At 60.9% G+C, this 19,753-nt stretch carries 16 protein-coding genes; 15 read left to right on the top strand and 1 reads right to left on the bottom strand.

All coding sequences use genetic code 11. The features are described 5' to 3' along the window. Nucleotides 1-36: 36 nt before the first annotated feature. The 9 genes from J7E24_RS16055 to J7E24_RS16095 all read left to right on the top strand — a co-directional run bounded on the left by J7E24_RS16055 (nt 37) and on the right by J7E24_RS16095 (nt 9,966). Nucleotides 37-3,258, top strand: a complete 3,222-nt coding sequence (locus J7E24_RS16055) for an efflux RND transporter permease subunit (RefSeq protein WP_215139137.1) — start codon at nt 37-39, stop codon at nt 3,256-3,258. A gap of 3 nt (nt 3,259-3,261) precedes the next feature. Beyond that, on the top strand, nt 3,262-3,573 hold the full coding sequence (locus J7E24_RS16060; RefSeq protein ID WP_111480612.1) for a DUF6122 family protein: 312 nt from the start codon (nt 3,262-3,264) through the stop codon (nt 3,571-3,573). Nucleotides 3,574-3,585: 12 nt separating this feature from the next. Continuing rightward, entirely contained in the window at nt 3,586-4,215 is a 630-nt protein-coding gene (locus tag J7E24_RS16065) for a helix-turn-helix domain-containing protein (RefSeq protein ID WP_133257231.1), read from the top strand. An 86-nt stretch (nt 4,216-4,301) separates the two neighbouring features. Beyond that, nucleotides 4,302-4,637, top strand: coding sequence for a four-helix bundle copper-binding protein (locus J7E24_RS16070; RefSeq protein WP_111480614.1), 336 nt, complete (start codon nt 4,302-4,304; stop codon nt 4,635-4,637). Between the two features lie 162 nt (nt 4,638-4,799). Then, on the top strand, nt 4,800-5,444 hold the full coding sequence (locus tag J7E24_RS16075; protein WP_215139138.1) for a hypothetical protein: 645 nt from the start codon (nt 4,800-4,802) through the stop codon (nt 5,442-5,444). A 159-nt stretch (nt 5,445-5,603) separates the two neighbouring features. Next, complete coding sequence (locus J7E24_RS16080) at nt 5,604-5,810, top strand: heavy-metal-associated domain-containing protein (protein WP_111480615.1); 207 nt, start codon at nt 5,604-5,606, stop codon at nt 5,808-5,810. A gap of 95 nt (nt 5,811-5,905) precedes the next feature. Continuing rightward, nucleotides 5,906-6,103: a hypothetical protein gene (locus J7E24_RS16085; protein ID WP_215139139.1), complete on the top strand. Its 198-nt coding sequence runs from the start codon at nt 5,906-5,908 to the stop codon at nt 6,101-6,103. Nucleotides 6,104-6,405: 302 nt separating this feature from the next. Then, nucleotides 6,406-7,539 (top strand): DUF2231 domain-containing protein, encoded by a 1,134-nt coding sequence (locus J7E24_RS16090; RefSeq protein ID WP_215139140.1) that lies wholly within the window; start codon nt 6,406-6,408, stop codon nt 7,537-7,539. A 6-nt stretch (nt 7,540-7,545) separates the two neighbouring features. Then, a complete protein-coding gene (locus tag J7E24_RS16095; protein WP_215139141.1) occupies nt 7,546-9,966 on the top strand; it encodes a multicopper oxidase domain-containing protein in 2,421 nt (806 codons plus the stop codon). A gap of 18 nt (nt 9,967-9,984) precedes the next feature. Here J7E24_RS16095 and J7E24_RS16100 read toward each other — a convergent pair whose 3' ends face one another. Further along, nucleotides 9,985-10,905, bottom strand: a complete 921-nt coding sequence (locus tag J7E24_RS16100) for a toxin-antitoxin system YwqK family antitoxin (protein WP_215139142.1) — start codon at nt 10,903-10,905, stop codon at nt 9,985-9,987. 443 nt (nt 10,906-11,348) lie between these two features. Between J7E24_RS16100 and J7E24_RS16105 the strand changes: the two genes are divergently transcribed. From J7E24_RS16105 to J7E24_RS16130, 6 genes are all read left to right on the top strand, one after another. Beyond that, complete coding sequence (locus tag J7E24_RS16105) at nt 11,349-12,413, top strand: tyrosine-type recombinase/integrase (protein ID WP_215139143.1); 1,065 nt, start codon at nt 11,349-11,351, stop codon at nt 12,411-12,413. A gap of 554 nt (nt 12,414-12,967) precedes the next feature. Continuing rightward, on the top strand, nt 12,968-14,257 hold the full coding sequence (locus J7E24_RS16110) for a GTPase-associated system all-helical protein GASH (protein ID WP_215139144.1): 1,290 nt from the start codon (nt 12,968-12,970) through the stop codon (nt 14,255-14,257). Then, nucleotides 14,247-15,233 (top strand): TRAFAC clade GTPase domain-containing protein, encoded by a 987-nt coding sequence (locus J7E24_RS16115; protein WP_215139145.1) that lies wholly within the window; start codon nt 14,247-14,249, stop codon nt 15,231-15,233. The genes J7E24_RS16110 and J7E24_RS16115 overlap by 11 nt, the downstream gene beginning before the upstream one ends. Next, nucleotides 15,230-16,066 carry a hypothetical protein gene (locus J7E24_RS16120; RefSeq protein WP_215139146.1) on the top strand — a complete coding sequence of 279 codons (837 nt, stop codon included), beginning with the start codon at nt 15,230-15,232 and terminating at the stop codon, nt 16,064-16,066. Before J7E24_RS16115 ends, J7E24_RS16120 begins: the two co-directional genes overlap by 4 nt. Before the next feature lie 20 nt (nt 16,067-16,086). Next, nucleotides 16,087-18,627, top strand: coding sequence for a hypothetical protein (locus tag J7E24_RS16125; protein ID WP_215139147.1), 2,541 nt, complete (start codon nt 16,087-16,089; stop codon nt 18,625-18,627). A 6-nt stretch (nt 18,628-18,633) separates the two neighbouring features. Next, entirely contained in the window at nt 18,634-19,740 is a 1,107-nt protein-coding gene (locus J7E24_RS16130) for a 5'-methylthioadenosine/S-adenosylhomocysteine nucleosidase (protein ID WP_215139148.1), read from the top strand. Nucleotides 19,741-19,753: the final 13 nt, after the last annotated feature.

Below are 19,753 nucleotides of genomic sequence, written 5' to 3' on the forward strand. Positions count from 1 at the left end.
ACGGCTAAGAGCTAGTAGCTAACAGCCTGCAAACCTATGCTTGACCAGATAATTCGCTTTGCCCTGCAAAACCGGTTGCTCATGCTGGCTTTCGCCGTGGGCCTCATCATCGCCGGCTCCTATACCGCGGGCCAGCTGCCCGTGGACGTGCTGCCCGACCTGGACCGCCCCCGCGTAACCGTGTTCCTGGAAGCCCCCGGCATGGCGCCAGAGGAAGTGGAAGCCCTGGTGACGCTGCCCGTGGAAACGGCCCTGAACGGCGCCACCGGCGTGTCGGCGGTGCGCTCCAACTCGGCCATCGGCCTGGGCATGGTGTTCGTGGAGTTCGACTACGGCACCGATATCTTCACGGCCCGCCAGATTGTGAGCGAAAAGCTGCAAACCACCGGCGAGCAGCTGCCGCAAGGCATTACGCCGGTGCTGGGGCCCATTTCTTCGGTTATGGGCCAGATTATGCTGGTGGGACTCTCGGGCGGCGAGGAAACCAACGCCGCCGATTTGCGCACGCTGGCTAACTATACCGTCCGCCAGCGCCTGCTCAGCATCCCCGGCATTGCCCAGGTGATTCCCATCGGCGGCGACAACCTGCAGTACCAGGTGCTGCTCGATATGCCCCGGCTGAATGCCACCAGCCTCACCGTAAATCAGGTGGAAGAAGCCCTGCGGCAGTCCAACCTGAACACCACCGGCAACTTCTTCGACCGCAACGGCTCGGAAGTGCTGATTCGCAACCTGGGCCGGCTGCGCTCGGTGCAGGACATCGAGAACATCATTGTGGGCTACCGCGAGCAGTCGCCCATCCGGGTAGCGGACGTTGCCAAAGTGGAGTTTGGCGCCCGCTTCAAGCGCGGCGACGGCAGCGTAAACGGTAAGCCGGCCGTGATTCTGAGCATCGAGAAGCAACCGGGAGCCGCGACCGTAGGCCTCACCGAAGCCGTGGAAAAAGCGCTGGTAGAACTGCAGCCCTCGCTGCCCCCGGACGTAAAGGTGAATACGCGCCTGTTCAAACAGTCGGAGTTTATTGAGTCCTCAATTACCAACGTGGAGGAAGCCCTGCGCGACGGGGCCATTTTGGTGGTCATCGTGCTGTTTGCCTTCCTGCTCAACGTGCGCACCACGTTTATTTCGCTGGTCGCCATTCCGCTGTCTTTGCTGGTTACGGCGCTGGTGTTCAAGGTGGCGGGCATCAGCATCAACACCATGACGCTGGGCGGCCTGGCCATCGCCATCGGCGAGCTGGTCGACGACGCCATTGTGGACGTGGAAAACGTGTACCGGCGCCTGCGCGAAAACAAGCAGCGGCCCGACCCGCAACCGGTGCTACGCGTCGTTTACGCGGCCTCGTCGGAGGTGCGCAACTCCATCGTGTACGCCACCATTATCGTGGTGCTGGTATTTCTGCCGCTGTTCGCGCTCGAAGGCATGGAGGGCCGCATTTTCGCGCCGCTGGGCGTGGCCTACATCACCAGCATCGTGGCTTCGCTCTTCGTTTCACTCACCGTTACGCCGGTGCTCTGCTACTACCTGCTGCCGAAGATGAAGCAGATGGACCACCCCGAAACCGACGGCGGCCTGGTGCGCTGGCTCAAGAAAAAGGACACGCGCCTGCTGGGCTGGGGACTGCAGCATCCCAGGCTGGTGCTCACGTCGACGGCCCTGCTCTTTACGGTGGCAGTGTCCATGATACCCTTCTTCGGCACCGAGTTTCTGCCGCCCTTCAATGAGGGTTCCCTGACGGTCAATTTCTCGGCCCCGGCCGGCACGTCGCTCACCGAGTCCAACCGCCTGGGCACGCTGGGCGAACAGCAGATGCTCAAGATTCCGGAAGTGGCCTACACCGCCCGCCGCACCGGCCGCGCCGAGCTGGATGAGCACGCCGAGTCCGTGAACAACTCGGAAATCGAAGTGGCGTTCAAAACCGAAGCGGAGCTGGAGAAGGAGGGCAAAACCATGCGCAGCCGCGATGAGATTCTGGCTGACATGCGCGACAAGCTCAGCCTGATTACCGGCGTCAATGTGAACATCGGCCAGCCCATTTCCCACCGCCTCGACCACTTGCTTTCGGGGGTACGGGCCCAGGTGGCCATCAAGGTCTTCGGCAACGACTTGCTGGAGCTGCGCCGCTACGCCAACGAAGTGCGCGCTGTTGCCAGCACTGTGCCTGGCGTGGTAGACCTGCAGGTGGAAAAGCAGGTGCAGATTCCGCAGCTGCTCATCCGGCCCAAAGATGACGCCCTGCGCGCCTACGGCATGGCGCGGGGGGAAGTGGTGCGCGACCTGGAGACGCTGTTTCAGGGAACCGTAGTGTCGCAGATGGTTGACGGGCAGAAACGCTTCGATTTGGTGGTGAAGCTGCCCGAAGCCCAGCGCAACGACATTGCCGCCATCAGCCAGACCCGCATCGAAACGCCCTCCGGCGCCATGATACCGGTCAGCCAGGTCGCCGACATCGTCTACGAGCCGGGCCCGAACACCGTCAACCACGAAAACACCCAGCGCCGCATCACGATTTCCCTGAACGTGGCCGAGCGCGATTTGGGCTCCACGGTAAAGGAAATTCAGGCCAAAGTGAATGCGCAGGTAAAGCTGCCGCCCGGCTACTACCTCACCTACGGCGGGCAGTTCGAGAGCCAGCAGTCGGCCTCGCAGAAAATTCTCTGGCTGAGCTTGTTTTCGCTGGCCGGCATCTTCCTGGTCTTGTTCTCGCACTTCAAGTCCTCGCTGATGGTAGGCCAGATTATGCTCAACATCCCGCTGGCGCTCATCGGCTCGGTGGTGGCGGTATTGCTCACCGGGGGCACGTTCAGCATTGCCTCGCTCGTGGGCTTTATCACGCTCACGGGCATTGCCTCGCGCAACGGCATCATGATGATTTCGCACTACATCCACCTCGTGGAGCACGAAGGCGAAAAGTTCGGCATCCCGATGATTATCCGCGGTTCGCTCGAACGCCTGGTGCCGGTGCTGATGACGGCCCTGGTAGCCGCCCTGGCCCTGGTGCCGCTCACGCTGGCCAAGGACGCGCCGGGCAAGGAAATTCTGTACCCGGTGGCCACCGTCATCCTCGGCGGTCTGCTCTCGTCTACCTTCCTCGACATCATCGTGACGCCCGTGGTATTCTGGCTGGTGGGCGAAAAAGCCCTGGCCCAGTACTTCGCCTCGCACCAGGAAACGGGCCTGGACGACCACCCGCAGGAACTTGACGCGCAGCCGCTCACCCCGCCTTCGGATTTGAATCCGGTGCTGCCCACCCGTTAAGCGATGCTGCACGCCTTTCTGCATATCACGGTGCCGGGGCTGTATGCCCTGGCCTTTCACCGCCCCCACTGGCGGCGGGTGTGGCTGGTGCTGGCCAGTGCCCTGCTGCTCGACCTGGACCACCTCTGGGCCACCCCCTTCTACGACCCGGGCCGCTGCAGCATCAACTTCCACACCTTTCACACCTACTGGGCCATCGGCGGCTACGTGCTACTGCTGCTACCCGCCCGCACGCGCATCTGGGCCGTGGGCTTCCTGCTGCACATGGTGCTGGACTACACCGAATGCTGGCAGCGCGGCATTTACCTGCCTTAACCTCGCTTGCTGATGCCTAATCGCTCCGCTTCTGCTTCGCCCACCACTGTGCTTTACATCAAGCACATGGTGTGCGCGCGCGGTATCCGGGTGGTTCGGCAGGAGCTGGAAGGGCTGGGCTTGCAGGTGCTCGACGTGCGCCTGGGGGCCGCCACGGTCGCCGGAGAGCCGGAAGACCTGGACTGGCCCCGCCTGCGGGCCACGCTGGAAGCAGCCCGGTTTGCGCTGCTCGAAACCTTTCACCAGACCCTGGTGGAACGGGTCAGCGTGGCCGTGAACCGCCTGTTGCGCGAGCCCGGCGAAAGCCTGCGGCACCGGGCATTCGGGGCGGCGGTGGCCCGTGAGCTGGACCTGACGTACGGGCAGCTGAGCGCGGCCTTTGCCCGCTTGGTGGGCGATAAGACGCTGGCGGCCTACATCCTGAGTCAGCGCCTGGCTTATGCGCAGGAGCTGCTGCTTTCTTCCTCCCTGAGCGTGGGCCTAATTGCCCGGCACCTGGGCTACACCAGCCTGGCGCACTTCTCCGGCCAATTCCGGCGCTTGGCCCGCTGTTCGCCTTCCGCATATCGTCGGCTGCTGCGGGCCGAAAGGGCTCCGGTGGTAGGGGAGGAGGCCCCAAATCATGCAAGGGAAGAAGACTAATATGTAAAACCTTGGGCCACAGAGAAGGTATACTTAGGCAGCGACCCGGTTGGGTTGCCTTGTTCGTTCACCTACACCCCTTTCCCATGCATACCCAAAACCAAAGCCTGCTCGACGCCCTCAATGCCTGTATCGCCGCCTGTGAGCATTGTGCTACGGCCTGCCTGCAGGAAGACAACGTGAAGATGATGGCCCGCTGCGTGCTGTTGGACCGCGACTGTGCCGACATCTGCGCCCTCACCGCCCGCTTCACTGCCCGCGGCTCGGAGCACGCCGCCCATCTGCTACGCGAGTGCGCTGAAATCTGCAAGGCCTGCGCCGACGAGTGCGAGAAGCACGGCGCTCACTCCGAGCACTGCCGCCAGTGCGCCGAGGCCTGCCGCCGCTGCGAGCAGGCCTGCCGCCAGGGCATTGCTGCTTAAATATCCTCGATACCATGGGAAGCCAGCTCGTCGCGTACGGGCTGGCTTTTTCGTGGGCCCCGGTGTGTTAATTATGCTGGTTCGCGGCCTAATTCTGTACGCCGGGCCTGGGCGACACCCCTACTTTTGCGGGGTCCTTCACCCGCCCCAACTGCCTCGCTGATGACAATGGCTCCCGCCCTGCGCAAGTTCATGCTCACCGCCCACATCACGTTCTCGGTGGGCTGGCTCGGCGCCGTGGCCGTGTTCCTGGCCCTGGCCATCACCGGCCTGACCAGTTCTGATGCGTTGCTGGTGCGCACGGCCTACCTGGCCATGGGGCTCAGCGGCTGGTTTGTTATTGTGCCCTCCAGCCTGGCCGCGCTGGCCACCGGCGTGGTGCAGGCGCTGGGCACGCCCTGGGGCTTGTTCAAGCATTACTGGGTGCTGGTCAAGCTGGTGCTCACGGTAGGGGCCACGCTGCTGTTGCTGCTACACATGCAGCCCGTCGCCTACCTGGCCGAGGTAGCCGCCAAAGCCGACCTCTCGGCAACTGACCTGCGCGGGCTGCGCCTGCAGCTGCTGGCCGATGCCGCGGCCGCGCTGGTCGTGCTGCTGGCAGCCACCGCCATTTCGGTGTACAAGCCCTGGGGCCGTATTGGTAAATGGCGGCTGCAAAAGCAGGCGCATGCCCAAGCGGTGGCCGCGGGCCACGCAACTGCTCTGCCAACTCCCTGGGGACGCTATTTGCTCATCGCCGGGCTGGTGCTGCTCCTACTCTTTGTCATCGGCAAACACTTGCTAAGCGGGGGCATGGGCCACCATTAAAGCAAGCGTGCGACGCGGCAGGCAGGCAAAGGGTGGATTAGCGGCTACAAATCATGCAAGCCTGAAGCCTAATTGTGTACCCCTTCCCGGGCACGTGCCGCTACTTTTGGGTGTTTTAATCCCGAACCCGCCCACCACGGGCGCCACGCATTTACTCCCATGAAAACGCTCCAATTCAACACCAACATCAACTGCGGCGGCTGCATCAAAGCCGTTACGCCCACCCTCAACGGCGAGAAGGCGATTGCCTCCTGGCAGGTCGACACGGCCAACCCCAACAAGGTGCTCACCGTGACCGGCGACGTGACCGAGGAGCAGGTGCTGGCGCTCGTAGAAGATGCTGGCTTCAAGGCTGAAAAGGCTTAGACATTGTAATGAGTGCCACCCACGAAGTACGGACCGTGGCTGTTTGAACTACCCCGCGGCCGTACCCGGCGGGCCCATCTTAACCACCAGAACCGATGAAACGCAAGATGATGATGTTCAGCGCCGCGGCGCTGCTCTCCGGCGGCGCCTTGTTTGGCTTCACCAGCCCAACCCCGACCACGGCGGATTGCCCACTGAAGGGCACCCCCGATTGCCCGCTGGTGCAAAACTGCGCCCAGGCCGGCACTCCGGCCTGCACGGCGGGAGCCCCTAGCTGCTGCGCGGCCAAGTAAGCTGCCCACGCTCGTGTAAAACGCCCGGCCCCAGTAGGTCGGGCGTTTTTTCGTTTTAGCGTTTCCTGGGACGGCCTGCAGTCAGGACCAGGTTGCTTGAAATTATGCAACCATGCGGCCCTTTGCGTGCAAACATTGTCGCGGTTTGACTACGTATGGTACCCAACAGGGAAAGCAACGACCGCTTGGCTAGGACCAGTGGTCAGCGCGGCCTCTCCATTACCCATTGGGATTTGCCCCGGCACTGCTGCTTGCGGTGAGCCGGGGTTTTTCCGTGTACCGGCCTTGGCTCATTCGGCTCTATGTTTTCAGATTTTCCCAATCTGCACCCCCTGGTGGTGCACTTGCCCATTGTCCTGATACTGCTGGCCGCGGCATTGCAAGCCCTGCTGGTATTCAAGGACTGGCCCCAGGTGCGCTGGATTGCCTTGGCCGTGATGGCTGGGGGCTTTGCCGGGGCGGTGGCGGCCAGCACCGTGTTTCATGCGGCGGCAATTGGCCTGTCACCCCGGGCGGCGGCGGTGTACGCGGCCCACGAGCAGTTCGCCGGCTACACCACCTGGCTCTCGGGCATCACACTGCTATTGGCCGGCATCGGGTTTTATTTTAAGGTTCAGCGCCGGGCCTACGAAGTGCTGGTGCTGGTGGCAGCCGTGGCGGCGGCCGGCGCGCTTTCCGTGGCCGGGCACCGAGGTGCGCAGCTGGTGTACGTCGAGGGCGTGGGTCCCAAGGGCAACCTGCTCGATAAGAGCCATGGCCACGGCGGGGAGGATGCCATGCCCGGCATGGACATGCCGGCTTCCGAAGCGGACGCCCACAACGAGGAGCTTGGCGCAAGCGACGGGACTCGCCCACCATCAGTGGCTACGCCAGGTACCTCCCCGGCCAGCATGGAAGGCATGAACATGGGCCCCGGCCCGCAGGCCACCCAGCCAGGCCAGCGCCGTCAACCCATGGAACAAATGGAAGGCATGAACATGCCCACCCAACGGCGCGGCGGCCAACCGCAGCCGGCGCCGGCAGGACGGGCCGCCCAGCCGGGAGCCATGGCCGATATGCCGGGGATGACCATGCCCGGGATGAGCATGCAACGTCCCTCCGGCCAAGGCAGCCCGCGCAAAGCGCCGCCCGCCCCGATGGACATGGGCAACATGCCTGGCATGGACATGGGTCCTGCTCCCTCGAAAAACACCTCCCCAAGCAAACCCGCCATGGGTACTATGAAAGGCATGGAAAACATGCCCGGCATGCAGCCCGCCGGCGGCCAAAAGCCTGCGACAACGCGCCAGCAGATGAACGATATGTCCGGAATGCCGGGCATGAAAAAGGGCGAGGCCATGCCGGGCATGCCGGGAATGGCCATGCCCAGCACCATGGATAAGTACCGGTTCGAGGACAACAACCCGGCCCGCAGCACCCCCAAACGCGACAAGTAACGACCGATGCGAATACTCTTTCTACTGGCTGCCCTGCTGGCCGCCATGCCCGCCTGGGCGCAGCACACGCCGGGCATGCGCATGGGCAAAAGTTCTGAGCCTCACCTGACCCAGTCCGCCCCCCCGGCTGCTCAGCTGCAGGGCAAGGTCGTCACGCCTCGCACGAGCTACGTGGGCAAGCGGGTGGAGTACGACCTGTACGTGGACGAGCGCCTGGTCAACTTCACGGGTCGCACCCGCCGGGCCATCGGCATCAACGGCCAGATTCCGGCCCCCACGCTCACCTTCAACGAAGGGGACACCGCCGTGATTCGGGTGCACAACCAGATGCACATGGAAACCAGCATCCACTGGCACGGCCTGCTGCTGCCCAACGAGCAGGACGGCGTACCCTACCTCAACACGGCCCCGGTCGAGCCGGGCGGCACCCACACGTTCGTGTTCCCCCTGATTCAGAGCGGCACCTACTGGTACCACTCCCACACCATGCTGCAGGAGCAGGACGGCGTGTACGGCTCCATCGTCATCCACCCCAAGCGCATTCCCTACGAGATGAAGGAGTACGTGCTGGTGCTCTCCGACTGGACCGACCACAAATCCAAGGAGGTGCTGCGCTACCTCAAGCGCACCGGCGAGTGGTTCGCCGTGCAGAAAGGGGCCACCCAGAGCTACGGCGAGGCCCTGGCCGCCGGCTACTTCAAGGACAAGCTCAAGCAGGAGTGGGGGCGCATGCCGGCCATGGACCTGACCGACATCTACTACAACAAATTCCTGACCAACGGGCAGGAAAAGGGCTATTTCAAGGACGCCAAGCCCGGGGAGGTGGTGCGCCTGCGCATCATCAACGGCAGCGCTTCCTCCTACTTTTACCTGCAGTACGCCGGCGGACCCATGCAGGTCATCGCCGCCGACGGCATCAACGTGGAGCCCTTCCCCGTCACCAAGCTCGAAATTGCCACGGCCGAAACCTACGACCTGCTGGTGACGGTGCCCGCTGTGGGCGCGGCCGAGTTTCGGGCCACGGCCAACGACATCACGGGCTACACCTCCACCTATATCGGGCAGGGCGAGCCGATGAAAGCGCCGGATCTGCCCCGCATCAACTACTTCCAGATGATGCGGGAGATGAACAGCATGGAAGGCATGAGCGGCATGGACATGGGCGGCGCCGGCATGACCAAAGAGCAGGGCAGTGGGGAGATGAAAGGCATGGACATGGCGGGCCACCAGGGCCCGAAGCCGGCCCCTCCGGCTAGTGGTTCGGCGATGCCGGGAATGAATATGGAGCACGGCGCCGCGCCCGCCACCACGGCCCCCTCACCGCAGAGCCGGCCCGCGAATGCCCAGGAAAAAGCCGGCAAAAGCATGGGCAGCATGCAGGACATGGGCGGTATGGCGGGCATGGACATGGGAGGAATGGCCGGGATGAGCGGCATGGGGGGCAGCGCCGGCGACTTCAACTACAACCTGTTGCGGGCCCTCAACCCCACCACGCTGGATTCGACCAAGCAGTGGCGGGAAATCAACCTGACCCTCACCGGCAACATGCTGCGCTACGTGTGGTCGTTTGACAACAAGACCCTCTCCCAGGCCGATAAGATTCCCATCCGTAGGGGCGAGAACGTGCGCATGACCTTTACCAACACCACCATGATGCGCCACCCGCTGCACCTGCACGGGCACTTTTTCCGGCTCGTGAATGCCCAGGGTGCTTATTCGCCGATGAAGCACACCTTCGACATTCAGTCCATGGGCAAGGTCACCATCGAATTCGACGCCAACGAGGAGCAGGACTGGTTTTTCCACTGCCACATCCTCTACCACATGATGGCCGGCATGGCCCGCATCGTGAGCTACGAGGGCACTCCGCAGAACCAGTACGCCCGCACCGACTACAAAGAGCTGAAAAAAGAAGACAACCAGCCTTACCTCTGGGCCGACCTGATGGCCCACTCGCAGGGCGCTTTTCTGGAAAGCACCCTGTCCAACAACCGCAACGCGCTCGAATTCGAGGGCCGCGTGAACTACCAAGGCAACTTCGAAACCGAAACCCACCTGCTGCGCTACCTCGACAACCGGCAGTTTATCGCCGCCTTTGTCGGCTTTGACTACCGTAACAACCGCACGCTGCTCGCGGAGGGCGAGCGCAACACCAAAAACAACCGGCGGGTGTTCGACGTGGGCGTGTATTACCTGCTGCCGCTGCTCGTGCGCTCGGAGCTGCGCCTGGACAGCAACGGCAAGGTGCGCCTGCAGCTGGAGCGCACCGACCTGCCGCTGAGCAACAACTTCTTCGCCGACCTGCTGGTGAACACGGACCGGGAATACAATGTCGCCTTCCGCTACATGGTCAGCAAGTACGTGTCATTGAGCACTAACTACGACAGTGACTACAAGTGGGGCGCCGGCCTGACGCTCCACTATTAATCGCCCAGAGGTTTAGCGTTAATTGCAGGCCTTCACCAGGGCGGTCACGCTGAGCGTGGCCGTGGCGTCGGTGGTGTAGTTGTCGTTGTTGACGCACACGAAGAAGCGGCGTGTCCCGGGGGGCAGCGACATTGGCCGGGTTTCCTGAGGCGTGTTGGTTTCCATGCGCAAGCACGAGTTGGGAATGGTTATCGAGCCTTTCGTAGCCAGGAATTGCTGCATGGCCGCCGGACTGGTGGTGATGTACCAGTGGCACTTGGTGGACGTCGTGGGCGGCTTGGTGTCCTGCTTCGACAAAGTGGAAGCGGCCATGGACAACAGGGCCACCGTACCGGTGGCCGGATTGCTCAGGGCCGCGGCCATGCTCAAGGCCGTGGACCAGGAAGCGGGCTGATGGCCGTCGCGGATGTCGAGCTTGTACACGATACCCACCGTGCCCTCGGGCACGTCGACTTCAAACACCTTTCGGCTTAGGTGCATGCAGTTGCTGCAGTGAATCTCCGCGCTGCTGAGCGGCAGGGCATCTTCCACTGCATACGAGCACTTGATTTCGCGCCCGTCCTCGTGCCAGCTGCGAAAATCAGCCTGCTGGGCGCCGTTGACGTAGGTACCCCGAAAGCTCAGCTTTCCGTTCTCGTGCCAGCCCGTGCACAGCCCTGAAGGCACGTCGGGGTGCTCTTTAACCATCTTGCCTTCCCACTGCTTTTGCCAGGAAGGGTAGAAATAGTCGCGCACGGTGCCCACGGTTTTACCAGCCGCGTCGTGGCGGGCTATACGGGCGTAGGCCACTTCTTCCAGCGTCTCGGTGCGCTCCCAGTCCCGGTCGAAGTAGACGGTATCGGCTGGAGGAAGCGATACCGCGGCCGGCTTGGGACGCTGGGCTAGCGCGGTAATAGTACTAATAAGGAGTAGGAACTGCAGAAAGTAGAGTTTTACCATACAGAGTAAGCCAGCGGAAAAGACAGAGTAGCGGTTGGTAAATGTACTGACAAGTCGCTTTCTGTCTAATCCTCACATGGGGCTACATGAATGAGTAGGCAGCAAGTTGAGACGTCATACTTGTTACCCGAGATGCCAAAATTGTCACATAACGCTCAGCCTACTCTTTTTTCGATAAGGTATGACAAGTCTTAGCTAACATACCTGAAAGGCCGCCCTTTCGAGCGGCCTTTTTCTTGAGGTAATAGGTATCGATTAGTAAGTTTTATCAGTACAGATACTTTTTAAATAAGTTATGATAAGGTTTACTTATCATAACTTATATTTGAACGACTAAATCGATGCCTTTTTGGTCGTTTTTAACTCCTATATATAAGGTGTGCACCAACGGACAGGCTAAGCACCCAAATCCAGTAGTCCCCACGGCCCCCTGCACGTACTCCATGCGCGAAGACCTTTCGATTATTCCGGCGTCCACTGTTCCCCCCACGGTCAGCACCCAGCTGGCCCGGGCCTCGGCCAAAGTCGCCGGCTTCCTGGAGGTCGGCCTGCAGGGCGCGGCCAACACGGAGCGCGCGTATACCTCGGATTTGAAAAGCTACGTCGGCTTCTGCGAGCGGCACGGACTGCGGGCGCTGCCGGCAGAGGTGGAGACGCTGACCGAGTACGTAGCGTACCTGGCGACGGAGAAACCAGTCCCGGAACCCGGCACCGGGGGCCGGGGGGAAAAGAAAAAGCGCAAGGGCCAGCAGCCCCTCACCCGGCCCCATTCGCTGGCTACCATCAAGCGGCACCTGGCCGCCATCCGCAAAGCCCACCAGCTCGCCGGCCACCGGCTGCCGGCCACGCTCGATGCGCTCAATGTGGTGATGGAAGGAATTGCCCGCACCCTGGGCAAGCGGCAGGACCAGGCGCAGGCGTTTACTGTGGAGGAGTTGAAGCAGGCCATTCGCCGCATTGACCTGGAAACATCAGCCGGGATACGGGACCGGGCGCTGCTACTACTCGGCTTTGCGGGAGCTTTCCGGCGCTCGGAACTGGTGGAGCTCAACATCGAACAGCTGGAATTTACGGAGCGGGCGCTGCTGGTGCACCTGGCCAAAAGTAAGACCAACCAGTACGGCGCGGTGGAAGACAAAGCCATTTTCTACGCCCCTACGATGGACTTCTGCCCCGTACGCTGCCTACGGGCCTGGCTCAATCTGCTGGACCGCACCACGGGGCCCCTATTTGTGAAGATTCCTCGGGCATCTTCTGAACACATGGCCGTTCCCTCGGATAAGCGGCTTTCCGACATTTCCATCAACAAGCTGGTGCAAAAGCGCCTTGGGCCGGGCTACTCAGCCCACTCACTGCGCGTGTCTTTCGTAACCGTGGCCGTGCTCAATGGACAATCTCACAAGGCCATTAAGAACCAGACGAAGCAGAAGACGGATGCCATGATTGAGCGCTACACACAGCTTAACAACGTGGTTTCCTACAATGCGGCTCAAGCGTTGGGACTGTAGTTTGCAGAATACCACTTCGTAAATCAACAGCTTCGTTATGAGGCGAATTTCCCAAAGGCGGCCGACTATTTCATAAACAAACGTTCTCACTATTGCGCTACCCTTATTACAACGACGAGCGACGCCACACCGCCCTCGGCTACTACTCGCCCAACCACTTCGAAACCCATCGGCAAACCACGTCCCAAAAGTGTCCAACCTAACGAGACCACCTCACTTTTATAATATGTAAAACCAGTTATCGTGAATCGGTAGTGGCGAATAGTAGAAGCTGTTTAGGAATAAGTAGTTCCTTCGCCTACCAGCAGCATTTATAAAACTCTTATTTGCACGGTGACTTCCGATTATACTGCTTTTAGTAGCTTCACCCCATGTTATAAAGTCTGCATGTCAAGAATTTCACGGTTTTTGCCGAAACTGACTTTGGGTTTAGTCATACCCTGTCATCAAGACCCAATAACGCAGTTCGCATCCTGTTGCTGAAACTGTATAGTACAAGTGGGTAGATTTGGCTAAGGAGTCAACAGTATCACCATTTATCATATCATCTCTTAATGGAACGCAACGAAGTTTTTTACGATTGGCTGCGCGCAAAATTCTTCGATACCGGGGACAACGACGACCGGGTGAAGCAGCTAAGCGCCGCCGTGACCGACTTGGTGGCGGTGCTGAAAGCCTCGCCGGCCGAGGTGCGCTGCTACACACTGGCGGCGCTCGATGCCAATATTCCGACGGATAACCCGCGCATTGTGGCCACTTACGAGTTGCTCAAAAAGCACTGGAGCAGTGTGGAAGGCAAGTACCCCGAAGCCCCGCGCGGTATTTTGCGCGGGATAATACTGAGCGCACTATACCAGTTGGGAATGGAAAGTGATAAGTTGTGCCGCATCATTTACTACACCGCCAGCGGGTATGCTCAATTCGTGCATTTTGGAAGCGAGCAGCCAATTATTGACCGGATTTTGCAGGAGTTCGGGCGAGATGTGGAGAATGAAGCTACCAAGGAGTGGGCATTGGCAAAAGCGCCTGCAGCGCCATCCTTTGCCCAATTCAAGTCAAAAAGCCTTGAGTTGGGCAGCATCGAGGTTGACCCAACTGAATTAGAGGCTACATTGAAAATAGCCATTGGGTTAAACGAGAACAATTACGCGAGCTACTCTCAAAACCAGCAACAAAATCTGATATGGGGCAGCCATTTCGCAAGTAAGGCAAGCGAAGGAATTGCAAGCTTAATCAAAGAATCTGCTCAGGAGCTTGGTGATTCTATTTCTGTAGAGTCTTTAGAAAACGAAATTAACAGTTTCTTCGAAGGCGTTAACAAGTCGCTTTCTGCTGCATTCAAAGAGTCGTTTCAGTCGCTTCTGGCAATTGAGCAGCGCAGCAAGCTGCTTTGGTGGAAGGAAACGCTGTACTCCACGACCCTGCGCAAGGGCTACCGCGAGATTGACGCGGCCGTACTACCGGTGGTGATGGCCATCGACCTGGCAAAACTGCTGCCCGAGGTGACGCCGGTCAGCGTCGATTACCTGTTGACCGATACCTACCGCGCCATCCAAAGTGCCGCACCGGCCAGCCAGACGCTACCCGAGCTGCTGGCTCCTTTCGAGGACGACGCGCACCAGCAACTGCTGGCTCCGCACCTGGCCACTATGACGGACTGCGGCACCCGGACTACCCTCACGGCATTCCTGGCGCAAGTAATTCAGGGCCAGAAGGCGTTGAAAAAGCTCACCGCGGCCACGGGGCTCCGGGCCGAGGTGCAGGCTTCGCCCGAGCAGCTGGCGGTGCTGGTGCTGCACGACCTGCTTACGGAACGCCTTATCCAAGAATCTAATGCCGCTTAGCTGTGCCAACCCCAACTGCCACCCGGAAGACAACGAGTGCCAGGACGGCTGCCGGCCGTTTGGCGCCTGCCTGAAACTAACGCGCGACCAGGACACGGCCGAAGCCGGCCGGGTCGAGCCCTCGGCTACCGAGCTGGACGGGCAGCGCGTGAGCTGGACCGGCAGCGCCATGGGCCAGAAAGACCTGGAACCGCTCATCGCCCGCTCGCGGGTGTTGCTGATTGGGCTGGCGGGCATGGAAAATGCGGGGAAAACGACGTTTCTGGCGCTGCTCTATTCCTTGCTGCGCCGCGGGCAGCCCATTCCCAACTACCGCTTCGCGGGTTCTTACACCCTGCCGGGGTGGGAGTTGCTGGCGGGTTTTCTAACGTTCAAAGACGGCTCGAACCTCGTGAGTTTTCCGCCGCACACCAGCCGCAACGCCGGCCGGGTGCCGGGCCTGCTGCACCTGGCGCTGAAGGACGAGGCGGGCGAACTGCTCGACATATTATTCGCCGATGCCCCGGGGGAGTGGTTCAACGAGTGGCGCATTAACGAACAGGCGAAAAATGCGGAGGGCGCCGCGTGGATACACCAGCACGGGGACGGATTCCTGCTATTTGCGGACTGTGAAGAGCTGGCCGGCGCGGAGGCCGGCGAAACCCGCGCCAACATTCAGATGGTGGCCAACCGGTTGGTTGTAAACCTGGGCGCGCGGCCGTTGGGTCTAGTGTGGGCAAAATCGGACGTGGAGAACACGCGGCCGGCAATGCGCGAGAAAATACGAGCCCACCTGCGCAGCAAAGCCCCGCAGCACCACCGCGAGTTTGCGGTGAGTGTGAACCACGACGAGGAACAGCAGTGGCACGGACAGGTGTTGCAAGCCGTGGGCTGGCTGCTGGACACCCTGCGGCACGCGCCCGGCCGCCCCCAGCCGCCGGTGCCGTTGGCCGATACCGATGATTTATTTTTGCTGCGTCGCAGCGTGTTAGCATGAGCCAGTCGCACCACTTGTTGATAATCGGCGGCCCGAACGCCGGAAAAACGCACTTCGTAGGCCAGCTCTACCACCGCCTCGATGCCGGCGAAAGCGCCTACAGCATGGTGACAGCCCCGGCCGACCTGACGGTGATAAAAGCCATCATTGACCGGCTGGTGCAAGGCCGCGCGGGTGGGCACACCGAAAGCGGGCTCAACAAAGAAATCAACTTTGTGGTATCTAACGCCCACACCCAAATCGCCCTTACCTTTCCGGACTACGGGGGCGAGCAGGTGCGGGGGCTGGTGAGCGACCGGCTGGTTTCGAGCCGGTGGCACGAGCTGATAACGCAGGCCGACGAGTGGCTGCTGCTAATTCGGCCCGATGAAATCCCGGAGTTGGAGGACATCACGACGCGCGGCTTCGCCAACCTGGAGGACCTGAAGGCACGTACCGCGCAAGCCCAGTCCAAAGCCGAACTAACGGAGCCGGGTTTCTATATCGAGCTGCTGCAGATGATGCTGTTTGTCAAAGGCCAGTCGCTGCTAACGCCCGTACGCACGCCCCGGCTCACGGTGGCGCTCTCGTGCTGGGATACGCTGGGGCTAGCAGATGAGGGCGTAGAACCGCTTGCAGAGCTCCGGCAGCGGCTGCCGTTTGTGGCGGCTTTTCTCGAGACGGTGTGGGCACCAAGCAGTTGGCGCGTCTGCGGGTTGTCGTCGCTGGGCCGAACGCTATACCCCGACAAGTCCGACGACGAGTTCATGACCAACGGGCCCGAAACCGCAGGGTACGTGGTGCTACCCTCCGGGGCACACGATGCCGACCTGACGCAGCTCATCACCTTCTGACCCTACCCCGCCCTTCCGTTTTGCAAATTCATCAAGCCTACTTTGGCGCGGTTGGGGGCACCTCGCACGGCCAGTTGGCCAGCAGCCTGGCCGATGGCAGCCTGCGTCCGTTCCTGTCGGCTTTCACCGACCGGCCGGGGGCTTTGCCGGCCGGCTTTGCCTTGCAGCCCTACCTGGCCGCTACGGCCCACGAAGACTACTACTTAATCTGCCGCACCTGGGCCGATACGGCGGTGGCCCGTTCGGGCATGGTGTTCACCCACGTGCTGCTGCTGCCGTTGCAGCATGTGCCGATGCTGGCCGACCTGGGGTCGGTGCTGCGCCTGCTGCTGGCGGAGCCCCCGCCCGTGGCCGAGCGGCCCACGCACCTTGCGCCGCTGGTCCTCCCGGAAACGGCGGGGCCGCCCACCCAGCCCGTCACCACCGTTCCGGAAGGCTGGCTGGCCGTTATTAATCAGCTGGTAGACCAGGCCGGCCCCGCGCCGGTTTTTGTAATGAGCGAGCCAAACCGCTTCCAAAAATTACTCGAAGCCCTCTGGCGGGGCCTGCCGGACCCGCTACGGGCCGGCCTGAGTTGGGGCATCCGGTTCAATCCCCCGGCTGCCGAAGATGCGTTGCCGCTGCTGGTGAACGTGCCCGATGAGCTGGCGGCCAAATGGCGGGGCACGCTGGTGCTCAAGCTGGAAGCCGAACCGACGAAAGCCCCCGCAACGCCAATTGAGCAACTCTTGCTGGATGGCAGTCAGCGCGGTGATTTTCGGGGATTTATGGAAAGGCTTGAGGTAATTCCGGACTCGTTCAGGAGCCTGAAGCTTTGCCAGCGCGCTTACGCCCAGGCCGAGAGCTTGCCGGGCACCGACGCCGACAAGCTGCTGGCTCTGCTGCGAACCATCCGGCAGTTGCAGCCGGCCCCCGACAAAGCGCTGGACTTCAAGCGGCAAGTAGTGCAGGCATTGGCCAGCGCACTGGCAGTGGGCGGGGAACAGCAGGCCCTGGGTCTGCGGAACGTGCCCATCGGGCCATTTCTCGCCCAGGCGGAACAGTTAGCGCAAGCGGTTGGGCAAGTGGTGGCCAGGGTAGTCACGGCCGTTTCACCGGATGCCGACATGCAGGAGAACTTGCTAGTTTACCTAGCAGATGAAAATCCGGCTAACCTGGAATCCTGGTGGCGAGAGGCCGCGCTGTCCGCATTCGCCCAAACCGTGGCGGTCGGCTCCCCGCAGGTTGCCCACGTGGTTTGGCTCGGCATCGGGCAGGCCGCCGCAACCCGGGAATACTTGCTGGGCCACGTGCCAGCCACGCCCGAATGGGAGGGGCTGCTAAGCAAAACGGTGCCGGCATCGCTAACGGCCACTGTCGCGGATGCAGTGGCCGGTTTCAGCGCGGGGCGCAGCTGGTGGGATTTGTTTGCGGCGGCGGTTGCCGCGGCCTACCAGCCTGCAGAGGCATTACGCAAACAAGTGAAAGCCGAGCGGCACCTCATGACCTCGGCATCGCCCCGCGTAAGCCGGCTGGCCGCAAAAGTTGCGGACGAAGAGCTGGTGGCGCTGGCAGTTGAACTGCCGAGCCAGCAATTGCTGCAACTGGCGGGAGAGGCTTGTGGAAGCATCCCAGCCCTATTGGCCCCAATGGATGTGCGCCAGCAGCCCTGGCGCGCCATCTGGGCGGGGTCGTTGCGGCAGACACGGTTAATTGCCGCCGGCTTGCGCGAACCGGCGGAAACCATTGGGGTCTTTCTCGGGGCCGTGGCCACCGGGCAAGCCAACGAGGAGCTCCCGCTGGAATTGATTGCGGCCTCCACCTATGCCAACGTGCTGCATTTGCCCGAGCGGACGGCCTTGTGGAACAAGCTGCCCGCGGCGCTTCAGCCCAAATTTGTCGCGGCCACGCTTGATGCCCTCGTTGGGGAAATTCTGGCGGGCCGCTGGCAAGGCGCTGCCGACCCCGTGTTGGTGAAGCAGGCCCGGACTATCGAATTCATCACCACTTTTTTGGCGCAGCGACGCAACGATTTAGCGGCCGTGCTAAGCGTGAATGCCGTATTGAGTAACCTAACGGACCATCATTTAAAAGACTACATTCGTAATCTTGGTGCCGTTAGCGGGGTGGTGGCGGCGCAGCTCGGGCAGTTTGTCGCGCTGCAACGATGGAAGCTGTCCGCCGATGCCATCCTGGACAAGGCTAGGTACAACGACGATTTTCGACCAGCGCTACGCGAATGTGCGGGCCTGTTTGGCCGGCTGGAAAAGTTTTTCAACCACAAGCTGTTTGAGCACCAGGTTGGCAAAGACGACGCTTGGAATGCGCTGGAAGTGTTGATGAACAAGCTGTACGGGGGAGGACCGGACCAAGACAACATCTGGAAGCGGGCCGGCGGCAACGTAACCAAGCTCACCAACGCCCAAAGCCGCGGCGAACAATGGGCCGCTGCCATCCGACTGTTGCGGCACGGCGGCGGCGGGAAAGATATCTCGGCGGCCAGCCTGCTTCGTGCGGCCCGTGTAGATTTCAAAAACAATCCGGAATTATACTCCCTGGAGCGCCTACTCCATCTTTTTTAACCCGAAATGGAAACCGACATACTCATTATTACCGCGCTGGCCCTGGAATTTAACGCTGTAGCGCGGCTCCTTTCGGACACCGAGTCCGTCAGGCATGCAACGGGAGCGATATACAAGCGTGGCACGTTTGCGGCGGGGACCCGCAATTTTTCGGTAGCCGTGGTAGAGGCGGGTGCCGGAAACGTGAATGCCGCGCAGGAAACGGAAAGAGCACTGACTTTCTTCCAGTCCGGATACATTTTCTTCGTGGGCGTAGCGGGAGGGCTAAAGGACGTCGCTATCGGCGATGTCGTTATTTCCTCGGAAGTGATTCATTACGAGGGTGGCAAAGCCGGTAATGTTTACAAGCCTCGTCTAAGCACTTATCCCGCTAACTACGAGCTGACGGCTTTGGCGAAGTCGATAGCGCGTGAGGCTTCCTGGCAGCATCGAATAGACGATGGGCTCGGCACTTTTAAGGCCGAAGTCAAGCCCATTGCAGCGGGAGAAAAAGTAGTGGCCTCCGAACGCTCGGCCACATATGAGCTAATCAATCAGTCCGTAAGCCAGGCCTTAGCGGTTGAGATGGAAGGCTTCGGCTTTTTGGCGCCGATACACGCCCATCATAAAAAAGGCATTGTCATTCGGGGCATTTCTGATTTGCTGGAGAACAAAGCCGCCGCCGATGCCGGCGGCAGTCAACCATTGGCGGCCCGCAATGCGGCAGCGTTTCTAGCGGAAATGCTGGTTGAGCTTGCCAAGACGCTACCTGAATCTAATCATGGAAATGGCCCAGCAGTTGACAGACCTGCTGTTTCTACAGTGGCCGCTGCGAGTGCTGCTACCCATTTGCTCGATAACGCTGAGTGGCGACATCAAGTGGCAAAGGTTTTGGGCGGGTTATATGAGGCAGGCCCAACCGAGAGTGGCGGGGCTTGGAAGCGGGCGGGCGGCAAAGTTGGCTTTTTGAGCAATAACAGTTCTATAGAGAGCCAGTGGTTTGCGGCACTGGAGCGTTTGGCTCAGGGTGGAGCTGGAGATATCACAATCGACTCCCTATTAAAAACGGTTCAAGAGGATTTCAGTACTAATCTAAAAGTCCAGCAATTCTGCCAAGACATCAGTTTGTTCTAAATAATAATAGTAT

The organism is Hymenobacter sp. ISL-91 (assembly GCF_018613725.1).
Taxonomy (GTDB): domain Bacteria; phylum Bacteroidota; class Bacteroidia; order Cytophagales; family Hymenobacteraceae; genus Hymenobacter.